We start from the raw sequence: 15,996 nt of genomic DNA on the forward strand, positions 1-15,996 counted from the left end.
TTGAAAATCCGCGGCGCAGCCGCCGAGCAACAGACCCAATCCCAGGACCGCCGAACGCCCGACAGCCGCCAGCCCGCTACGCCGCATGGACTACCCCTGTTTCGCCCCCTGAATCGTGGTGAGCACCACCCGTCAGTTGGAGGAATATATCCTCCAAATCCGATTCCTCGGTCGTGACATCGACGATCCCGATGCCGGACGCCGCCAGCGCCGACAGGATGGCGCCGGCGCGCTGCCGGCTCGGCTGGTAGCGGACGATCAGCCGCCGCGGCTCCGGCAACTCCACGGTGTAGCCGTCCAGCGTGGCCGGCGCCTCCGCCAGGTCGCGTTCCAGCGTCAGGCACAGCGCCTTGTTGTCGACCCGGCGCAGCAGCGTCGTCTTGGGCTCGCACGCCACCACCTCGCCATGGTTGATGATGGCGATGGTGTCGCACAGCTCCTCCGCCTCCTGGAGGTAGTGGGTGGTCAGCAGCACCGTGGTGCCCGACTTGTTCAGCAGGCGCACATACTCCCAGAGCTGGCGGCGCAGTTCGACGTCGACGCCGGCGGTCGGTTCGTCGAGGATCAGCACCGGCGGGGTGTGGACCATCGCCTTGGCGACCATCAGCCGGCGCTTCATGCCGCCCGACAGCGAGCGGGCGTGTGCGTCGGCCTTGTCGGACAGGCCGACCGCCGCCAGCAGCTCGTCCGTCCGCCGTTCGCGCTTGGGCACGCCGTAGAGGCCGGCCTGAAGCTCCAGCATCTCGCGCGGGGTGAAGAAGGGGTCCATGTTCAGCTCCTGCGGCACCACGCCGATCGAGGCGCGGGCGCGGCGCGGATGATCCGCCACCTCGTGGCCCCAGATGGTGGCGGTGCCGCCGGTCTTGTTCACCAGGCCGGCCAGGATGTTGATCATGGTCGATTTGCCGGCGCCGTTCGGCCCCAGCAGCCCGAACAGCGAGCCGCGCGGGATGACGAGGTCGATGCCCTTCAGCGCGTGTTTCGGCCCGGCCTTGCCGGTCGGCTGGTAGATCTTGGTCAGGCCGCGCAGCTCGACCGCGTTGGCCGGAAGCGAGACGGGCGAGGGGGTGTCGGTGGGCGCGGCCATGTGTTCGGAAATCCTGGTTGTCGCATTCGGTGAAAAAGCCCTCAGGTCCGTCGGATCCCCCGTTGATCCGCGGCGCGCGATCGGTATCATCCGGCCGCGCGCGGCACCCCATCGGGGACCCGGTCATGTGGGCGCGTCCACGATGGCGCGAACCGGCGCGCCTGTCAAAACAGAGGATGACTGCCATGCAGCCGACCGAGACGATCCTTGTTGAAACCTCGACCGTCGGGTGCGACGGCGGCGGCGGTGCCCTGGGCCATCCGCTGGTCTACCTGACGCTGGACCGCGAGGGCCAGGTCGAGTGCCCCTACTGCTCGCGCCTGTTCAAGCTGAAGGAAGGTGCCAAGGTCGCCCACGGGCACTGAGCCCGGCGGCGCCGGTCGCAAGCCCCCGCCGCACACCGGGCGGGGGTCCTGACGCGCCGTCCGGCTAGGTCCGCATGGCCAGCAGGACCAGCACGGCCAGCGCCAGCAGGGTGGACAGCGTCTTCCAGAACAGCAGCGGGTTGCGTTCTATCAGCGGCAGGCCGGCGCGGCCGGTGAACGCCTTGCGCGGGTGGCGCAGGTCGTAGAGGAACTCCGACAGTTCCTGATAGCGCTTGGCCGGGTCCGGGTGGACCGCCTTGCGCAGCACCCCGTCGAGCCAGACCGGGACGTCGCGATCGTCGGCCAGCGCCGGGCGGTAGATCAGCTTGTGCTGCCGCGCCCTGGTCGTCGCGTTGGCGGCCTGGGTGCCGTAGGGCAGGTGACCGGTCAGCATCTGGTAGGTGATGACCCCCAGCGCGTAGAGGTCGGAGGCCGGCGATCCGCCCTCGCCCAGGAAATACTCCGGCGCGGTGTACTGGACGGTGCCCAGGATGGTGTGGCGGTCGACCTCCGGCAGCGAGTCCAGGATGCCGGGCACCAGCGTCGAGCCGAAATCGATGATCTTCACCGTTCCGCTGCCGTCGATCATGACGTTGTCGGGCCGCAGGTCCTGGTGCAGCATCTCCATGCGGTGAAAGGCCTGCAGCCCCTTGCCGATCTGCTCGACGATGCCGCGCACGGTGGGCAGGTCGGGCCGGGGATGGTCGCGCATCCACTGGGTCAGGGTCTGGCCCTCGATATACTCGGTCACGACGTAGAGGTGCCGGCGCGGCCGGGTCTGCGGCGGCGGCTTCAGCACATGGGCGCTGCCGATGTGGGCGCCGCTGACCCGCCGGGCGATCCATTCCTCCAGCAGGAAGCGCCGCAGATAGGCGCGGTCGTCGCGCCGGTCGATCGACGGCACCTTCAGCACGACGGGAGCAAGGGCGTCGCCGTCCCTGGCCAGATATACGTGGCTGCGGCTGCTGGCGTGCAGCTCGCGCAGGATGGTGTAGCCGTCGAACACCGCCCGCGGTTCCAGCAGCGGCGGCAGCGGCAGTTCGGCCAGCCGGTGGAACAGGTCGTCGGCTTCGGCGTCCGGCACGCCGTCGATGCGCAGGATCTGGAGGGTGAGGTTGTCCGGGCTGCCACGCCGCAGCGCCTCCTCCACCACGAGTCGGGCTGCGCGGTCGAGGTCGTCGGCGTCGCGGCCGATCGTCGTGATTAAAAATTCGGCATCGACATGCTCGTAGACCCCATCGGTCGCCAGCAGGAAGACATCGCCCGGCTCGACCGCCAACTCGCGGTAGTCGATCTCCAGATGCGGACCAACGCCCATCGCCCGGCCGAGATAGCTGACCTCGCGCGAGACGACGACGCGGTGGTCGGTGGTCAACTGCTCCAGCGCGCGGCCGGCGATGCGGTAGATGCGGGAATCGCCGACGTGGAACAGGTGGGCGGTGGATGATTTCACCACCAGGGCGCTCAGCGTGCAGGCATAGCCGCGGTCCTGGTCGAAGCGGTACTCGCTGCGCCGGTTCTGCGCGTGCAGCCAGGAGTTCGTCGCTGTCAGCACCCGCTGGGCGGCGGTCTTCACCGACCAGGAGTCCGGGGTGCAGTAATAGTCGGTCAGGAAGCTCTTCACCGCGGATTCGCTGGCGATGTGGCTGACCGCGCTGGTGCTGATGCCGTCGGCCAGGGCGACGGCGATGCCCTTCAGTCCCAACAGCGGGGCGGTCGGGATCAGCGCGCCGTGGAAGTCCTGGTTGGAGTCCTTCCGGCCCTTGTCGGAGCATTGGCCGATGGAGATCCGCAACGCGCCCGCCATGGTGTCTCCGGTGAGGAAAACCCCGGCCGCCGGGGCCGGGGCGAGGAAGCAAGGGGGGGAGGAGGGGAAGCGTCCTTATTCGGCCGGCTGGAGGCCGGCGGCGTGCAGCCGGCGCTTCGGCGCGGTGCGGACGTGGGTGGCGTAGAGCGTCAGCCCGGTGAAGGCGAGGCCACCGACCAGGTTGCCGAGCACGGTCGGCAGCTCGTTCCAGATCATGTAGTCCATGATCGAGAAGTTGCCGCCCATCAGCATCGCCGACGGGAACAGGAACATGTTCACCACCGAATGCTCGAAGGTCATGCCGAAGAACAGCATGATCGGCATCCACATGGCGATCACCTTGCCGCTGACCGAAGTGGAGATCATGGCGCCGACGACGCCGGTCGAGACCATCCAGTTGCACAGCATGCCGCGCAGGAAGATGGTCAGCATGCCGGCCGCACCATACTGGGCGTAGCCGAGCGTCCGGTTCTCGCCGATGTGCGAGATCACCGTGCCGACCTTGTCCGGCGCGGTGGAGAAGCCGTAGGTGAAGACGACGGCCATCATCAGCGCGACGGTCAGCGCCCCCAGGAAGTTGCCGACGAAGACCAGGCCCCAGTTGCGCAGCACGCCGGCCACCGTCACGCCCGGACGCTTGTCGATCAGGGCGAGCGGCGACAGCACGAACACCCCGGTCAACAGGTCGAAGCCCAGAAGATAGAGCATGCAGAAGCCGACGGGAAACAGGATGGCGCCGATGATCGGGAAGCCGGTCTGGACGGTGACCGTGACCGCGAAGACGGCGGCGAGCGCCAGGATCGCCCCTGCCATGTAGGCCCGGATGACGGTGTCGCGGGTGGACATGAACACCTTGGATTCACCGGCGTCGACCATCTTGGTGACGAACTCGGAGGGCACCAGATACGACATGACAAGTCCCCTTTATCGTGTGCGGGAGCGGCAAGGGAGCGTCCGGTCCGGCCCACGCGCATCGGCAAAGGCGCCGCGGCGGGGGCGGGGACGGGAGCAGCGTTGCGTATGATGGGGGTGCGAGCCGGGTCTTTGGCGCCGCGGTGGTCAAGCCGCCGTTGGCTTGAACGCCGAACAGCACTGCACGGCGCGTGCCAACGACGGCGATTGCGGAAACGCCGGGTTTCCGCGGCGGACCGGCATCGTGGTTCGGCGGTTCACCCGGCTGTTGCTCAAACACTGTGCTGTTCTGAGCAAAAACTGGTCATTGTGCGCCGCAACGACGGCAGGCCGGTGATGGCGGCTGGCGCCGACCGGCGACCCATCTTTCAAAAAATCAACAACACACTCTAATATATATTTTTCTGTTCAAGGGCTTGGGAGGCCGTGCGCCGGCATCTTCGAAGCGTCGGGCGGTTTCGGTTGCAAATTTGTTATATTTTCCTTTTGGCCTATGCCAGACTGCCAGCGATGGTGCTTGACGCGCTTGATCGAACCGGCGTCTACTTTGCCGCATTGCGGAATGGTGGAAGTTCCACAATTGTTGTTTGAGTTGTAAACATATGTTGTTTCCAGGCGGGTCGGGCTTGGCGTCGGATGAGGCGCGCGGAATGAGTCACGAGACGGAAGAACAGTATCGAAGCATCTTTGAGAATGCCGTCGAAGGCATTTATCAAACGACGATCGACGGTCGATACCTGCGGGTCAATCCAGCTCTTGCCGACATCTACGGCTATGCTTCGCCTGACGACCTGATTGCCAATCTCACCGACATCGCCTGTCAGCTCTACGTCGACCCTGGCAAGCGCGAGGCCTTTGCCGACCTGATGGCCCGCCAGGACCGGGTCCACAGCTTCGAGGCGCGGGTCTTCCGCCGCGACGGCTCCATCATATGGATTTCGGAAAGCGCGCGCTGCGTCCGCGACGCCGCCGGCGCCATCCGCTATTACGAAGGCACCGTCCAGGACATCACCGAGCGCAAGCGGCACGAGGAGAAGATCCGGCTGCTCGCCACCGTGTTCGACAGCGTCGCCGACGGCATCCTGATCGTCGATCCCGAACTGACGGTGCAGGCGATCAACCCCGCCTACGAGATCATGACCGGCTTCCAGCGGGAGGAGCTGCTGCGCCATCCGCTGGTGCTGTTCGCCCCCGGCTCGCACGAGCGCACCTTCATCGACGAGATCTGGACCACGGCGCGGCACGCCGGCCGCTGGCAGGGCGAGGTCACCAGCTTCCGCCATTCCGGCGACGCCTTCGCCGCCGCACTGTCGGTGACGTCGGTGCGCGCCCCCGGCGGCGTGCTGGAGCATTACGTCCTCACCATCGCCGACATCAGCCAGCGCAAGTCGCAGGAACACCAGATCCGCTATCAGGCCAGCTTTGACCGGTTGACCGACCTGCCCAACCGCTGGCTGGTCTGCGAACGGCTGGAGGAGGCGATCGCCCGCGCCCAGCGCAACAAGAGCAAGGTCGCGGTCGCCTTCCTCGACCTCAACCGCTTCAAGCAGGTCAACGACACGCTGGGCCACCACGCCGGCGACGAGCTGCTGAAGCTGGTGGCGCGGCGCCTGCGCAACTGCACCCGGATGACCGACACCGTCGGCCGGCTGGGCGGCGACGAGTTCCTGATCGTGGCGCCCGATGCCGCCGACCGCTCCGCCGGGGCCCGGCTGGTCGAGAAGATCCTCTATTCGATGGACGAGCCCTTCGGCGTCCACAACCAGGAGCTTTTCTGCGGCGCGTCGATCGGGCTGGCCTTCTACCCCGACGACGGCGACAGCGCCGACCAGCTTCTGCGCAACGCCGACCTCGCCATGTACCACGCCAAGCGCAACCCGGAGCACAAGTACGTCTTCTACGACGGCGGCATGCGTGAACGGTCCGGCTTCACCCTGGGGCTGGAGAGCGACCTGCGCCGGGCCGGCGGCGGCGAGGAGTTCGAGCTGTATTTCCAGCCGAAGGTCGATCTGGCGGCCAACCGGGTGATCGGGGCGGAGGCGCTGATCCGCTGGCGCCACCCGATCCGCGGCATGGTCAGCCCGGCGGAGTTCATTCCGCTGGCGGAGGAAACCGGCCTGATCTGGGAAATCGGCGCCTGGACGCTGGTGGAGGCCTGCCGCCGCCTGTCCGGCTGGATCCAGCGCGGCGTCCCGATCCCGTCGGTGTCGGTCAACTTGTCGCCGCGCCAGTTCCAGGATGCCCGGCTGGTCGGCTTCGTGCGCAGCGTCGTGGAATCCGCCGACATCCCGCCCGAACGGCTGGAGCTGGAGCTGACCGAAGGCGCCATGATCGGCGACATCGAAAAAGCGGTGACCATCCTCAACGGGCTGAAGGACATCGGCGTTCGCCTGTCGATCGACGATTTCGGCACCGGTTATTCGTCGCTGGCCTATCTGAAGCGCTTTCCGATCGACACGCTGAAGATCGACCGCAGCTTCGTCCGCGACATCGTCAAATCCTCCACCGACCCGGCCATCGTCGGCACCATCGTCAACCTCGCCGAAAGCCTGGGCTTCGACACCATTGCCGAGGGGGTGGAAACGCAGGAGCAGGCCGACATGCTGCGCCTGCAGCGCTGCTCCCGCATCCAGGGCTTCCTGATCAGCCGGCCGCTGCCGGTCGACCTGTTCGAAGCCTTCATGCGCGACACCGTGGCCGTGGCCTGACGCCATGGCCGCCGGTGTCAGGGCCGCGGGGGCGAAGCCGGTCAACGCGCTGGTCCGCGGCCTGCGCGTGCTGGCGGTGGCGAACGAAATCCAGCGCCCCACCGTGGCCGAGCTGGTGCGCCGCTCGCGCCTGCCCAAGGCGACGGTGATCCGGCTGGTGCAGACCCTGGTCCATGAAGGCTATCTGGAGGATCTGGGCGAGGCGGAGGGCTATCAGGTCACCGCCAAGGTCCGCAACCTGTCCCGCGCGCTGGTGGAGCGCACGCCGATCGCCCAACTGGTGCAGCCGCCGCTGGACGAGCTGGCGGCGCGGGTGAAATGGCCGTCGGAGTTCTTCCTGGCCGAGGGCCGTTCCGTCGTCATCGAGGTGTCGAACCGCAGCGCGGCGCCGATCAAGCTGAACCTGTTCGAACACCGGCGCTTCCCGATGGTCGCCTCCGCCACCGGGCTGGCCTATCTGTCGGCCCTGCCGGAAGCCGAGGCGGAGCGCATCGTCCGCGAATCGGTCGCCGACGGAGCGGTCCCGGACTCGGTGGAAGCCACCCTGGCCCAGGTCGCGGCGGCGCGGGGGCGCGGCCACGCGCTGTGGGAATACCCGTCGCTGGCGCCCGGCCTGCGCATGGCCTCGATCCCCGTCCTGGTCGGCGGCCGCCCGGTGGGCGGGCTGTCGCTGGTCCATTTCCGCGATCTGGTGCCGGCGGACCTGCTGGACGGTTTCCTGCTGCCGGAAATGCGCGTGGTCGCCGCGCGAATCGGCGCCGTGCTGGACGACGGCTGGTTCTGAATGTCCCGTCGGGATCGCGTCCGGCAACGACTGGTCGGGACGGCTTCCCTGAAATTTCGATAGTGGTAGCGTTTCCTTTACGTTTAGACTGCAAACGTTAAGTGGACGCATCATCGTGCGCGTCACGACGACGGCCAGCCTGCTCCGCGACCGGCTTCCTCCGCCACCACCGATTCTGTGTCGAGGCTTCATGACATCGGACGTCGCACGGTTCCTCGGCTTTGCGTTCGCCAACGCCGATGTGCTGATCGAGGTGGATGCGCGGGGTGTCATCGGCTTTGCCGCCGGCGCGCTGCAGAACCTGTTGGGCACCACCGACGCCGAGTTGGTCGGCCAGCCGATCGACCGTGTGGTGGCGGTCGGCGACCGCGGGCTGGTGCGGCGGCTGCTGCGCACCGCCGGGTCCAACAGCCGGCTGGAGGCGCGGGCGGTCGCGCTGGCCGGCGGGGTGCAGGCCACCCTGTCGGGTTATCGGCTCGGCCGGTCCCCCAACGTGCAACTGACGCTGACCCGGGTCGAAGCCGCGGCGACGGGCGCAGCCCCACCGGCGCGCGACGCGGAAACCGGGCTGCTCGACGCCGATTCCTTCCAGGCGCAGCTCGGCGAGCGGTTCGGCGTCGATGTCGGCGCCGGGCCGCCCAAGCTGACGCTGCTCAAGATCGCCGATTTCGGCGAGGTGAAATCCCGCCTGGGGCCGGAGCTGACGTTGCGGCTGCTCGGCGAGGTCGGCGCGCTGCTGCGCGTCCACGCCGCGGACGACACGCTGGCGACCCGGCTGGGCGAGGACCGGTTCGGGCTGGTGCATGGCAACGACGTCGCCGGCTCCGCGCTCGCCGCGGAGATCGCGGTTGCCGGGGCCGGGCTGTCGCCCGACCGCCAGCCGCTGCAACTCGACAACCTGACGCTGGACATGGCGGCGCCGGGGCTGAGCCGCGAGGACGCCGGCCGGGTGCTGATGTTCACGGTCAAGAGCTTCGCCGAGGAGCAGCACAGCTTCGACATCGCCACCATGTCCGACGCGGTGAAGATCCTGGTCGACCAGACGGTCACCCGGGTGACCAGCCTGCGCTCCACCCTGACCGACGATCGCTTGAAGCTGCAGTTCCAGCCGATCGTGTCGCTGGCCACCCGCGGCCTGCACCATTACGAGGCGCTGGCCCGCTTCCCCAACGGCGCGCCGGGCCCGACCATCGCCTTCGCCGAGCAGATCGGCATGGTCCACGACGTCGACCTGCTGGTCTGCGAGAAGGCGCTGGAGGTCCTGGGCGCCGACAACAGCCTGCAGATCGCCGTCAACATGTCGGCGGCGTCGCTGGGCAGCGACATCTTCGTCGTCGCCTTCCAGCGGCTGGTCGGGCGCAACCCGGCGCTGCGGTCGCGGCTGCTGGTGGAGGTGACGGAATCGACCGGCCTCACCGACCTGCCGCGCGCCGCCCGCATCCTGGAGGATCTGCGCCGGGCCGGGCACCGCATCTGCCTGGATGACTTCGGCGCCGGCGCGGCCTCCTTCCCCTACATCCAGGCGCTGCCGGTCGATTTCGTGAAGATCGACGGCAGCTATGTGAAGCGGCTGGGCGGCAGCCCGCGCGACGACGCCATCCTGCGCGCCATGGTGGGCTTGTGTCGCGAGATCCGCGTGCAGGTCATCGCCGAGATGGTGGAAACCCCCGACCAGGCGGCGCAGTTGACCGCCTGGGGCTTCGAACTGGCCCAGGGCTACCATTTCGGCCGCCCCGCCGACCGGCCGGCCTACCAGTCGGCCGGCCTGTTCGCGCCGCCGGCCGCCAAGCGGTCGGGGCTGCAGGAAAGCTGGTCGTGAGCCGTCCGGGGATGCGGCCAAGGTCATAGGACGAAATCTTCGCCGGTCCCATGGAATGAAAGGGAAGGGGGCCGCGTTCATCCTGTCATGAGGGACGCGATTGGTTCCCGACACCAGGAGGACGCCGGAATGTCTGGCCGTTTTGGATTTGGTTTGAAAGCCGCTGTTCTGGGCGCTCTGGTTGCCGGTTCGATGCTGGGCGCCACCGTCGCCCCCGCCGCCGCCGATGATTGGGGCTGGCGCGGCGACCGCGGCCGCGAGTGGCGCGGCGGGCCGGATTGGGATCGCCGCGGCTGGGACGGCCCGCGCTGGGATGGTCCTCGCCACCATCATCACTGGCGCGAGCGCGACGTCTACTACGCGCCCGGCCCGGTCATCGTGGCGCCGCCGCAGCCGCGCGTGATCTATGCGCCGCCGCCCCCGGTGATCTACGCGCCGCCGCCCGTCGTCTACGCTCCGGCACCGGTGGTCCCGGGCTTCGGCCTCAGCGTCAACATCCGCTGATCCGGCCGGCTCCGGGCGCTTGGCGAAAAGGACGGCTTCCGGTGGGGCGCGACGCGCATTATGGTGCGCTCCGTTCTGAAGAAGCCGCCCCGCCCGGGGCGCAGGAGCCAGGGAGACGGTCTTTGCCGGTTTGGAGTGTGCGCGCCGCGGTCGCGGGAAGCCTTCTGTTCGGAGCCCTGTCCGCCCCCTGGCCGGCGCAGGCGGCGGAGCCGCGGCTGACCGCGGCGCTCGGCAACACGGTGCTGACGATGACCGACATCGGTCCGAAGCACACCCAGGTGGCGGTGAACGACGCCACCGTGTTCGAGGACCGCGAAAGCGAGACGCTGTCCTTCGTCGGCGCCTATCCGCTGAAGGACCGCTGGATCGCGCTGTTCCAGGCCGACACCGGCATCAAGGACTGCCCGACCCGTTTCCGCATCCTTGAGATCGGCGGCCCGAAGCCGGTGGTGTCCTTCCCGTTCGGCTCGTGCAGCGACGCCGCCGAGGTGACGATCGTCGACAACGCCATGACGGTGTCGATGCCGCTGCCGGCCGGCGGTGGCGAGGCCGCCTGGACCTTCCGCGACGGCCGCATCGCCCGCACGCGCTGACAGCGTTGCACCCCCGTCGCCAGCCCATCGATTGACGGGCGGCAGCACAGCTTTTAAGGTCCGGACCTCCGCACAATCCCGATTCCGGGTAGGAAGTCCGCCATGAAGCCCAGCCGCCGTCCGTCGAATCCGCTGTTTTCCTCCGGTCCCTGCGCCAAGCGTCCGGGCTGGTCGCTCGACGCGCTGGATGGCGCGCTGCTCGGCCGCTCCCACCGGTCGAAGCCGGGCAAGGCCAAGCTGCGGGAGGTCATCGACCTCACCCGCGCGGTGCTGGCCATTCCCGGCGACTATCGCATCGGCATCGTGCCGGCGTCGGACACCGGTGCGGTGGAGATGGCGTTGTGGTCGATGCTGGGCGCCCGCGGCGTCGACATGCTGGCCTGGGAAAGCTTTGGCAAGGAATGGGTGACCGACGTCGTCAAGCAGCTGAAGCTGCCGGACGTGCGCACGATGATCGCCCCCTATGGCGAGCTGCCCGATCTGTCGGCGGTCGATTTTTCCCGTGACGTGGTGTTCGCCTGGAACGGCACCACCGCCGGCGTGCGGGTGCCGAACGGCGACTGGATCCCGGACGACCGCACCGGCCTCAGCATCTGCGACGCGACCTCCGCCGCCTTCGCGATGGATCTGCCGTGGAGCAAGATCGACGTCGCCACCTGGTCCTGGCAGAAGGTTCTGGGCGGCGAGGCGGCGCATGGCATGCTGGTGCTGAGCCCGCGCGCGGTGGAGCGGCTGGAGAGCTTCCAGCCCGACCGGCCGCTGCCCAAGATTTTCCGCATGACCAAGAACGGCAAGCTGATCGAAGGCATCTTCGAAGGCGACACCATCAACACCCCGTCGATGCTGTGCGTCGAGGACGCCATCGACGGGCTGCGCTGGGCGCTGTCGCTGGGCGGCCTGACCCAGTTGATCCGCCGGTCGGAGCAGAATTTGCGCATCGTCGCCGAATGGGCGGAGGCCAGCCCCTGGGCCGGCTTCCTGGCGAGCGAGCCGGCCACCCGCTCCTGCACCGCGATCTGCCTGCGCTTCACCGATCCCGAGGTGACCGCCCTGACGGCGGAGGGGCAGGCTGCCTTCGCCAAGAAGCTGTCGGCCCTGCTGGAGACGGAGGAGGCCGCCTTCGACGCGGGGTCCTACCGCGACGCACCGCCGGGCCTGCGGCTGTGGGGCGGCGCCACCGTCGAGAACGAGGATATGGAAGCGGTGCTGCCCTGGCTCGACTGGGCCTTCGCCACCGTCAAGGCCGAGGTGATCGGCGGCAAGGCGGCGTGACGCCGTCCCGTCCGCAAACGGAGCGTCCTGAACGAAAGGGCCCCGGCGTGGCGATGGCTGCCGCGCCGGGGCCTTTTTTTGCCATGCAGCGCAAGCAACCGTTCGGGTGAGCAACATTTCTGCACCAGTGTGGCGGCTCCGACGCGCCGCGCGGGTCCGCGTGCTTGACCAAGGTTATCCACAGAACCGTGGACAAGGTGGTGGATAAGCCTGTTGAACCAGTGGAGCCGCCTGTCCGGAAACCGTCACACGCCGCGGCGGACCGATTCGGCGTTCGAGTCCCCGAAGGACGCCGCCGCATCCCCGGTTGAGGCAGCCCCCTATCCCGAAGATGGTCTGGCGTCGGCCCGGTTGTATCCCAACCCTATGGATGGTTTTGCGGCACCGCCGCAAACGTCCCGGCCCCGCGCGTTGGGCGTCTGTGGACCGGAACGACAGATGGGGGGATCATGGCGCATTATCTCATCACCGGCGGCTGCGGGTTCATCGGGTCGCATCTGGCCGACCGGCTGCTGGCCGATGGGCATCGGGTGACGATCCTCGACAACATGTCGAGCGGCCGGCTGGAGAACAAGCCGGCCGGGGCGGCGTTGGTGGTCGGCGACGTCGCCGATCCCGACGCCGTGCGCCACGCCATGGCCGGGGTGGACGGCGCGGGGGTGGACGGCGTCTTCCACCTCGCCGCGGTGGCGTCGGTGCAGAAATCGCGCGAGCTGTGGGCGGAAACCCACCGCACCAACCTGCTGGGCACCGTCACCGTGTTCGAGGCGGCGCGCGACGCGAAGCGCGGCGGGCCGGTGCCGGTGATCTACGCCTCCTCCGCCGCGATCTACGGCGACAACGCCGCCACCCCGCTGACGGAGGACGTGCCGCCCCGGCCGCTGTCGGCCTATGGCGTCGACAAGCTGGGCTGCGAGATGCACGCCCGCATCGCCTGGACGATCCAGGGGGTGCCGACGGTGGGGTTCCGCTTCTTCAACGTCTATGGGCCGCGCCAGGACCCGCAGTCGCCCTATTCCGGCGTGATCTCGATCTTCGCCCGCCGGGTGGCGCGCGGCGAGGATGTGGAGATCCACGGCGACGGCCGGCAGGTGCGCGACTTCGTCTTCGTCGGCGACGTGGTGCGCATCCTGGCGCTGGCGATGGAGCGCCGCTTTTGCGGGGCGGAGGTCTACAACCTTTGCACCGGCCGGGCGACCTCGCTGGTGATGCTGCTGGATGTGCTGCAGGAACTGTGCGGCAGTCAGGTCCGCCGCCGCCACACCGAGACGCGGGCCGGCGACATCCGGGTGTCGATCGGCGACCCGTCGCTGCTGCGGAAGACCTTCGACACCGGCTGCCAGGTCGGCCTGCTCCAGGGCCTCAGCGCCACGCTCACCGGCCGCATGCCCTGAAGCGGTGGTGGTGGACCGGGGAGCCGTCGGCGGGTATGACAGCGGCTGGTGCGCCCGTTGTTGGAGAAGCGGCATGATGGCCATCGTTTCCTCCTCTCCCCACTCCCAGCGGACCTTCGGTCCGCCTGCCGCGACAGCGCAAACGTCGTTTGCGCGAAAGCGGGCGGGGAGAGGGGATAAAGCCGGAGTGGGGTGAGATGGCCCGGCGAACCCTGCGGGTCCTCTTCCTGGTGCTGGCCATTCTCGCCGTGGTGGCGGTGGCGGAGCGTCTGCATGTGCTGCCGCCGGGGACGCTCGACCGGCTGTTCGGGCAGGAGGACGGCCATCGCCCGCGCGCCAGCCGCAAGCCGGCACCGGCCGAACCGGCACCGCCGGTGGTGGCGCGGGCCACCGACCGGATCGACTATGCCGCGGTGGCGCAGCAGCTCGATGGCATCCGGGTGGAGCCGGAGAAGCGCCGGGGTTACGAGCGGGAGGCGTGGCCGCATTGGCTGGCGCTCGACGGCGGCTGCCTGAACGCGCGCGAAAAGGTGCTGATCCGCGACTCGCAACGCCCGGCGACGCTGGACGCCAAGGGCTGCTCGGTCAAATCCGGCGACTGGCTCGATCCCTACACCGGGGAGCGGATCACCGACCCGACGATCGTCGACATCGACCATCGCGTGCCGCTGGAAGAGGCTTACGCCAGCGGCGGCTATGACTGGAGCCGGGAGAAGCGCGCCGCCTACGCCAATGACCTGACCGACCCGCTGACCCTGCTGGCGACCAGCCGCGAGGCCAACCGTGCGAAAGGCTCCAAGGGGCCGGAGGACTGGCTGCCGCCCAAGCGCGACGGCGTCTGCCTGTATGTTGCCAACTGGATCCAGGTGAAGGCGCGCTGGGCGCTGACCATGGATGAACGCGAGCGGGTCACCGTCGGCAACATCCTGAACGACTGCCGGGCGTCGGCGGCGAAGCGGCCGTGACCGATTCCCCGGTTGTTTTCCTGATGAAATAGCTGTTCATATATGGAGTGATCCGCCGAAGCGTATGAGGCCCAGCGTGAGCGATACCGATAGCGATCCCGCCGCCGATCCTGCGAATGATACACCCGACGGCGGCGACCGCGAACGGCGCTATTCGGCGCCGGCGCTGGAAAAGGGGTTGGACATCCTGGAGTTCCTGTCGGAACGGCGGGAGCCGCAGACGCTGCAGCAGATCGGCGACGGGGTCGGGCGCACCAAGGGCGAGATTTTCCGCATGGTGTCGGTGCTGGCCCAGCGCGGCTACATCGAGCGCAGCGAGGGCGACGACCGCTTCCAGGTGACCGACCGGCTGTTCCGGCTGGGCATGAACCGGCCGGTCAACCGCTCGCTGATCGAAATCGCGCTACCCTTCATGAACGCCTTCGCCGAATCGACCGGCTACGCCTGCCATCTAGCGGTGATGTCCGGGACGCAGATCGCGGTGGTGGCGCGGGTCGAGAGCACCAGCCACATCGGCTTCAGCGTGCGGATCGGCTACCGCCAGCCCCTGGTGCTGACCGGCTCCGGCCACTGCCTGATGGCGTTCATGAGCGCCCGGCGCCGCCACCGCCTGTATGAGGAGCTGCGCCGGGACGATCCGTGGGTCGACCTCGACACGCTGAACCGGACGCTGGACTCCATCCGCGGCGCCGGCCATGTCGCGCGGCCCAGCGGCATCACCGACGCGGTGGTCGATCTCTCCAGCCCGATCATCGACCGGCGCGAGGGCGGCGCGGTCGCCGCCCTGACCTGCCCCTATCTGCGCACCCGCCAGACCCCGCGCGAGCCGGAGGAGATCCTGACGGCGCTGGGCGAGGCAACCCGAAGGATCTCCGACATTCTGTCTCTGGAATGAAATGACGATTTACAGGCGGAACGTTGGTGTGTATATGAAATGAACGATCCGCAGCGCTGACCATCGGGTGGGCCCGCGGAAACCGGGCCGGCACAGCAGGGAGAACAAGGGGCATGGCCGCCAGACTGAAGGGCAAGACCGCCATCGTCACCGCCGCCGCCCAGGGCATGGGCCGGGCCGCCGCCCTGGCCTTCGCCGCCGAGGGTGCCCGCGTGGTGGCGACCGACATCAACGACGGCCTGCTGGCGGAAATCGCCGGGGTGGAGGGGATCACCACCCGCCGCCTCGACGTCTGCGACCCGGCCGCCATCACCGCCTTCGCGGCGGAGCAGCCGGCCCCGTCGGTGCTGTTCAACTGCGCCGGATACGTCCACGCCGGCAGCATCCTGGACTGCGACGAGGATGCCTTCGATTTCTCGGTCACGCTGAACGTCCGCTCGATGTACCGGATGATCCGGGCCTTCCTGCCGGGCATGCTGGAGGCCGGCGGCGGCTCGATCGTCAACATGGCGTCGGTCGCCTCGTCGATCATCGGCGCGCCCAACCGCTTCATCTACGGCACCACCAAGGCGGCCGTCGTCGGCATGACCAAGTCGGTGGCCGCCGATTACGTCACCCGCGGCGTCCGGGTGAACGCCATCTGCCCCGGCACGGTGGACAGCCCGTCGCTGCACGACCGCATGCGCGCGCTCGGCGACTATGACACCGCCCGCGCCGCCTTCATCGCCCGCCAGCCGATGGGCCGGCTGGGCACCGCGGAGGAGGTGGCGGCGCTGGCGGTCTATCTCGCCTCCGACGAGTCCTCCTTCATGACCGGGCAGGCCATCGCCATCGACGGCGGCTGGTCGAACACCTGACCGGCCGGGACAACGAACAACTCGGGAAACGCCT

14 protein-coding genes are annotated in these 15,996 nt (G+C 68.6%); 11 read left to right on the plus strand and 3 right to left on the minus strand.

Going from position 1 to position 15,996, the window contains the following annotated elements; all coding sequences use genetic code 11:
• Positions 1 to 76: 76 nt before the first annotated feature.
• On the minus strand, positions 77 to 1,087 hold the full coding sequence (locus tag TSO352_RS11220; protein WP_109107440.1) for an ABC transporter ATP-binding protein: 1,011 nt from the start codon (positions 1,085 to 1,087) through the stop codon (positions 77 to 79).
• A gap of 176 nt (positions 1,088 to 1,263) precedes the next feature.
• On the opposite strand from TSO352_RS11220, the gene TSO352_RS11225 reads away from it, so the two are divergent.
• Positions 1,264 to 1,452 (plus strand): zinc-finger domain-containing protein, encoded by a 189-nt coding sequence (locus tag TSO352_RS11225; protein ID WP_042695013.1) that lies wholly within the window; start codon positions 1,264 to 1,266, stop codon positions 1,450 to 1,452.
• 64 nt (positions 1,453 to 1,516) lie between these two features.
• Here TSO352_RS11225 and TSO352_RS11230 read toward each other — a convergent pair whose 3' ends face one another.
• On the minus strand, positions 1,517 to 3,259 hold the full coding sequence (locus tag TSO352_RS11230) for a bifunctional protein-serine/threonine kinase/phosphatase (RefSeq protein ID WP_109107441.1): 1,743 nt from the start codon (positions 3,257 to 3,259) through the stop codon (positions 1,517 to 1,519).
• 75 nt (positions 3,260 to 3,334) lie between these two features.
• Complete coding sequence (locus tag TSO352_RS11235; protein ID WP_109107442.1) at positions 3,335 to 4,171, minus strand: formate/nitrite transporter family protein; 837 nt, start codon at positions 4,169 to 4,171, stop codon at positions 3,335 to 3,337.
• A gap of 650 nt (positions 4,172 to 4,821) precedes the next feature.
• On the opposite strand from TSO352_RS11235, the gene TSO352_RS11240 reads away from it, so the two are divergent.
• The 10 genes from TSO352_RS11240 (at position 4,822) to TSO352_RS11285 (ending at position 15,962) form a co-directional block, all read left to right on the plus strand.
• Complete coding sequence (locus TSO352_RS11240; RefSeq protein ID WP_109107443.1) at positions 4,822 to 6,879, plus strand: EAL domain-containing protein; 2,058 nt, start codon at positions 4,822 to 4,824, stop codon at positions 6,877 to 6,879.
• A 4-nt stretch (positions 6,880 to 6,883) separates the two neighbouring features.
• Positions 6,884 to 7,663, plus strand: a complete 780-nt coding sequence (locus TSO352_RS11245) for a helix-turn-helix domain-containing protein (protein WP_109107444.1) — start codon at positions 6,884 to 6,886, stop codon at positions 7,661 to 7,663.
• A 190-nt stretch (positions 7,664 to 7,853) separates the two neighbouring features.
• Entirely contained in the window at positions 7,854 to 9,482 is a 1,629-nt protein-coding gene (locus tag TSO352_RS11250; RefSeq protein WP_109107445.1) for an EAL domain-containing protein, read from the plus strand.
• Between the two features lie 153 nt (positions 9,483 to 9,635).
• The gene (locus TSO352_RS11255; protein ID WP_247872037.1) at positions 9,636 to 9,986 is read left to right on the plus strand and encodes a hypothetical protein; all 351 of its coding nucleotides are present in this window, start codon (positions 9,636 to 9,638) and stop codon (positions 9,984 to 9,986) included.
• 122 nt (positions 9,987 to 10,108) lie between these two features.
• The gene (locus tag TSO352_RS11260) at positions 10,109 to 10,579 is read left to right on the plus strand and encodes a hypothetical protein (RefSeq protein ID WP_247872038.1); all 471 of its coding nucleotides are present in this window, start codon (positions 10,109 to 10,111) and stop codon (positions 10,577 to 10,579) included.
• Positions 10,580 to 10,681: 102 nt separating this feature from the next.
• Complete coding sequence (locus TSO352_RS11265) at positions 10,682 to 11,851, plus strand: phosphoserine transaminase (RefSeq protein ID WP_109107447.1); 1,170 nt, start codon at positions 10,682 to 10,684, stop codon at positions 11,849 to 11,851.
• Between the two features lie 449 nt (positions 11,852 to 12,300).
• On the plus strand, positions 12,301 to 13,245 hold the full coding sequence (locus tag TSO352_RS11270) for an SDR family NAD(P)-dependent oxidoreductase (protein ID WP_109107448.1): 945 nt from the start codon (positions 12,301 to 12,303) through the stop codon (positions 13,243 to 13,245).
• A gap of 197 nt (positions 13,246 to 13,442) precedes the next feature.
• Positions 13,443 to 14,210: an HNH endonuclease family protein gene (locus TSO352_RS11275; protein ID WP_109107449.1), complete on the plus strand. Its 768-nt coding sequence runs from the start codon at positions 13,443 to 13,445 to the stop codon at positions 14,208 to 14,210.
• Positions 14,211 to 14,286: 76 nt separating this feature from the next.
• Positions 14,287 to 15,105, plus strand: coding sequence for an IclR family transcriptional regulator (locus TSO352_RS11280; protein ID WP_247872039.1), 819 nt, complete (start codon positions 14,287 to 14,289; stop codon positions 15,103 to 15,105).
• 113 nt (positions 15,106 to 15,218) lie between these two features.
• Positions 15,219 to 15,962, plus strand: a complete 744-nt coding sequence (locus tag TSO352_RS11285; RefSeq protein ID WP_109107451.1) for an SDR family oxidoreductase — start codon at positions 15,219 to 15,221, stop codon at positions 15,960 to 15,962.
• Positions 15,963 to 15,996 lie beyond the last annotated feature (34 nt).

Origin of the sequence: Azospirillum sp. TSO35-2, from assembly GCF_003116095.1 — a bacterium.
GTDB lineage: Bacteria > Pseudomonadota > Alphaproteobacteria > Azospirillales > Azospirillaceae > Azospirillum.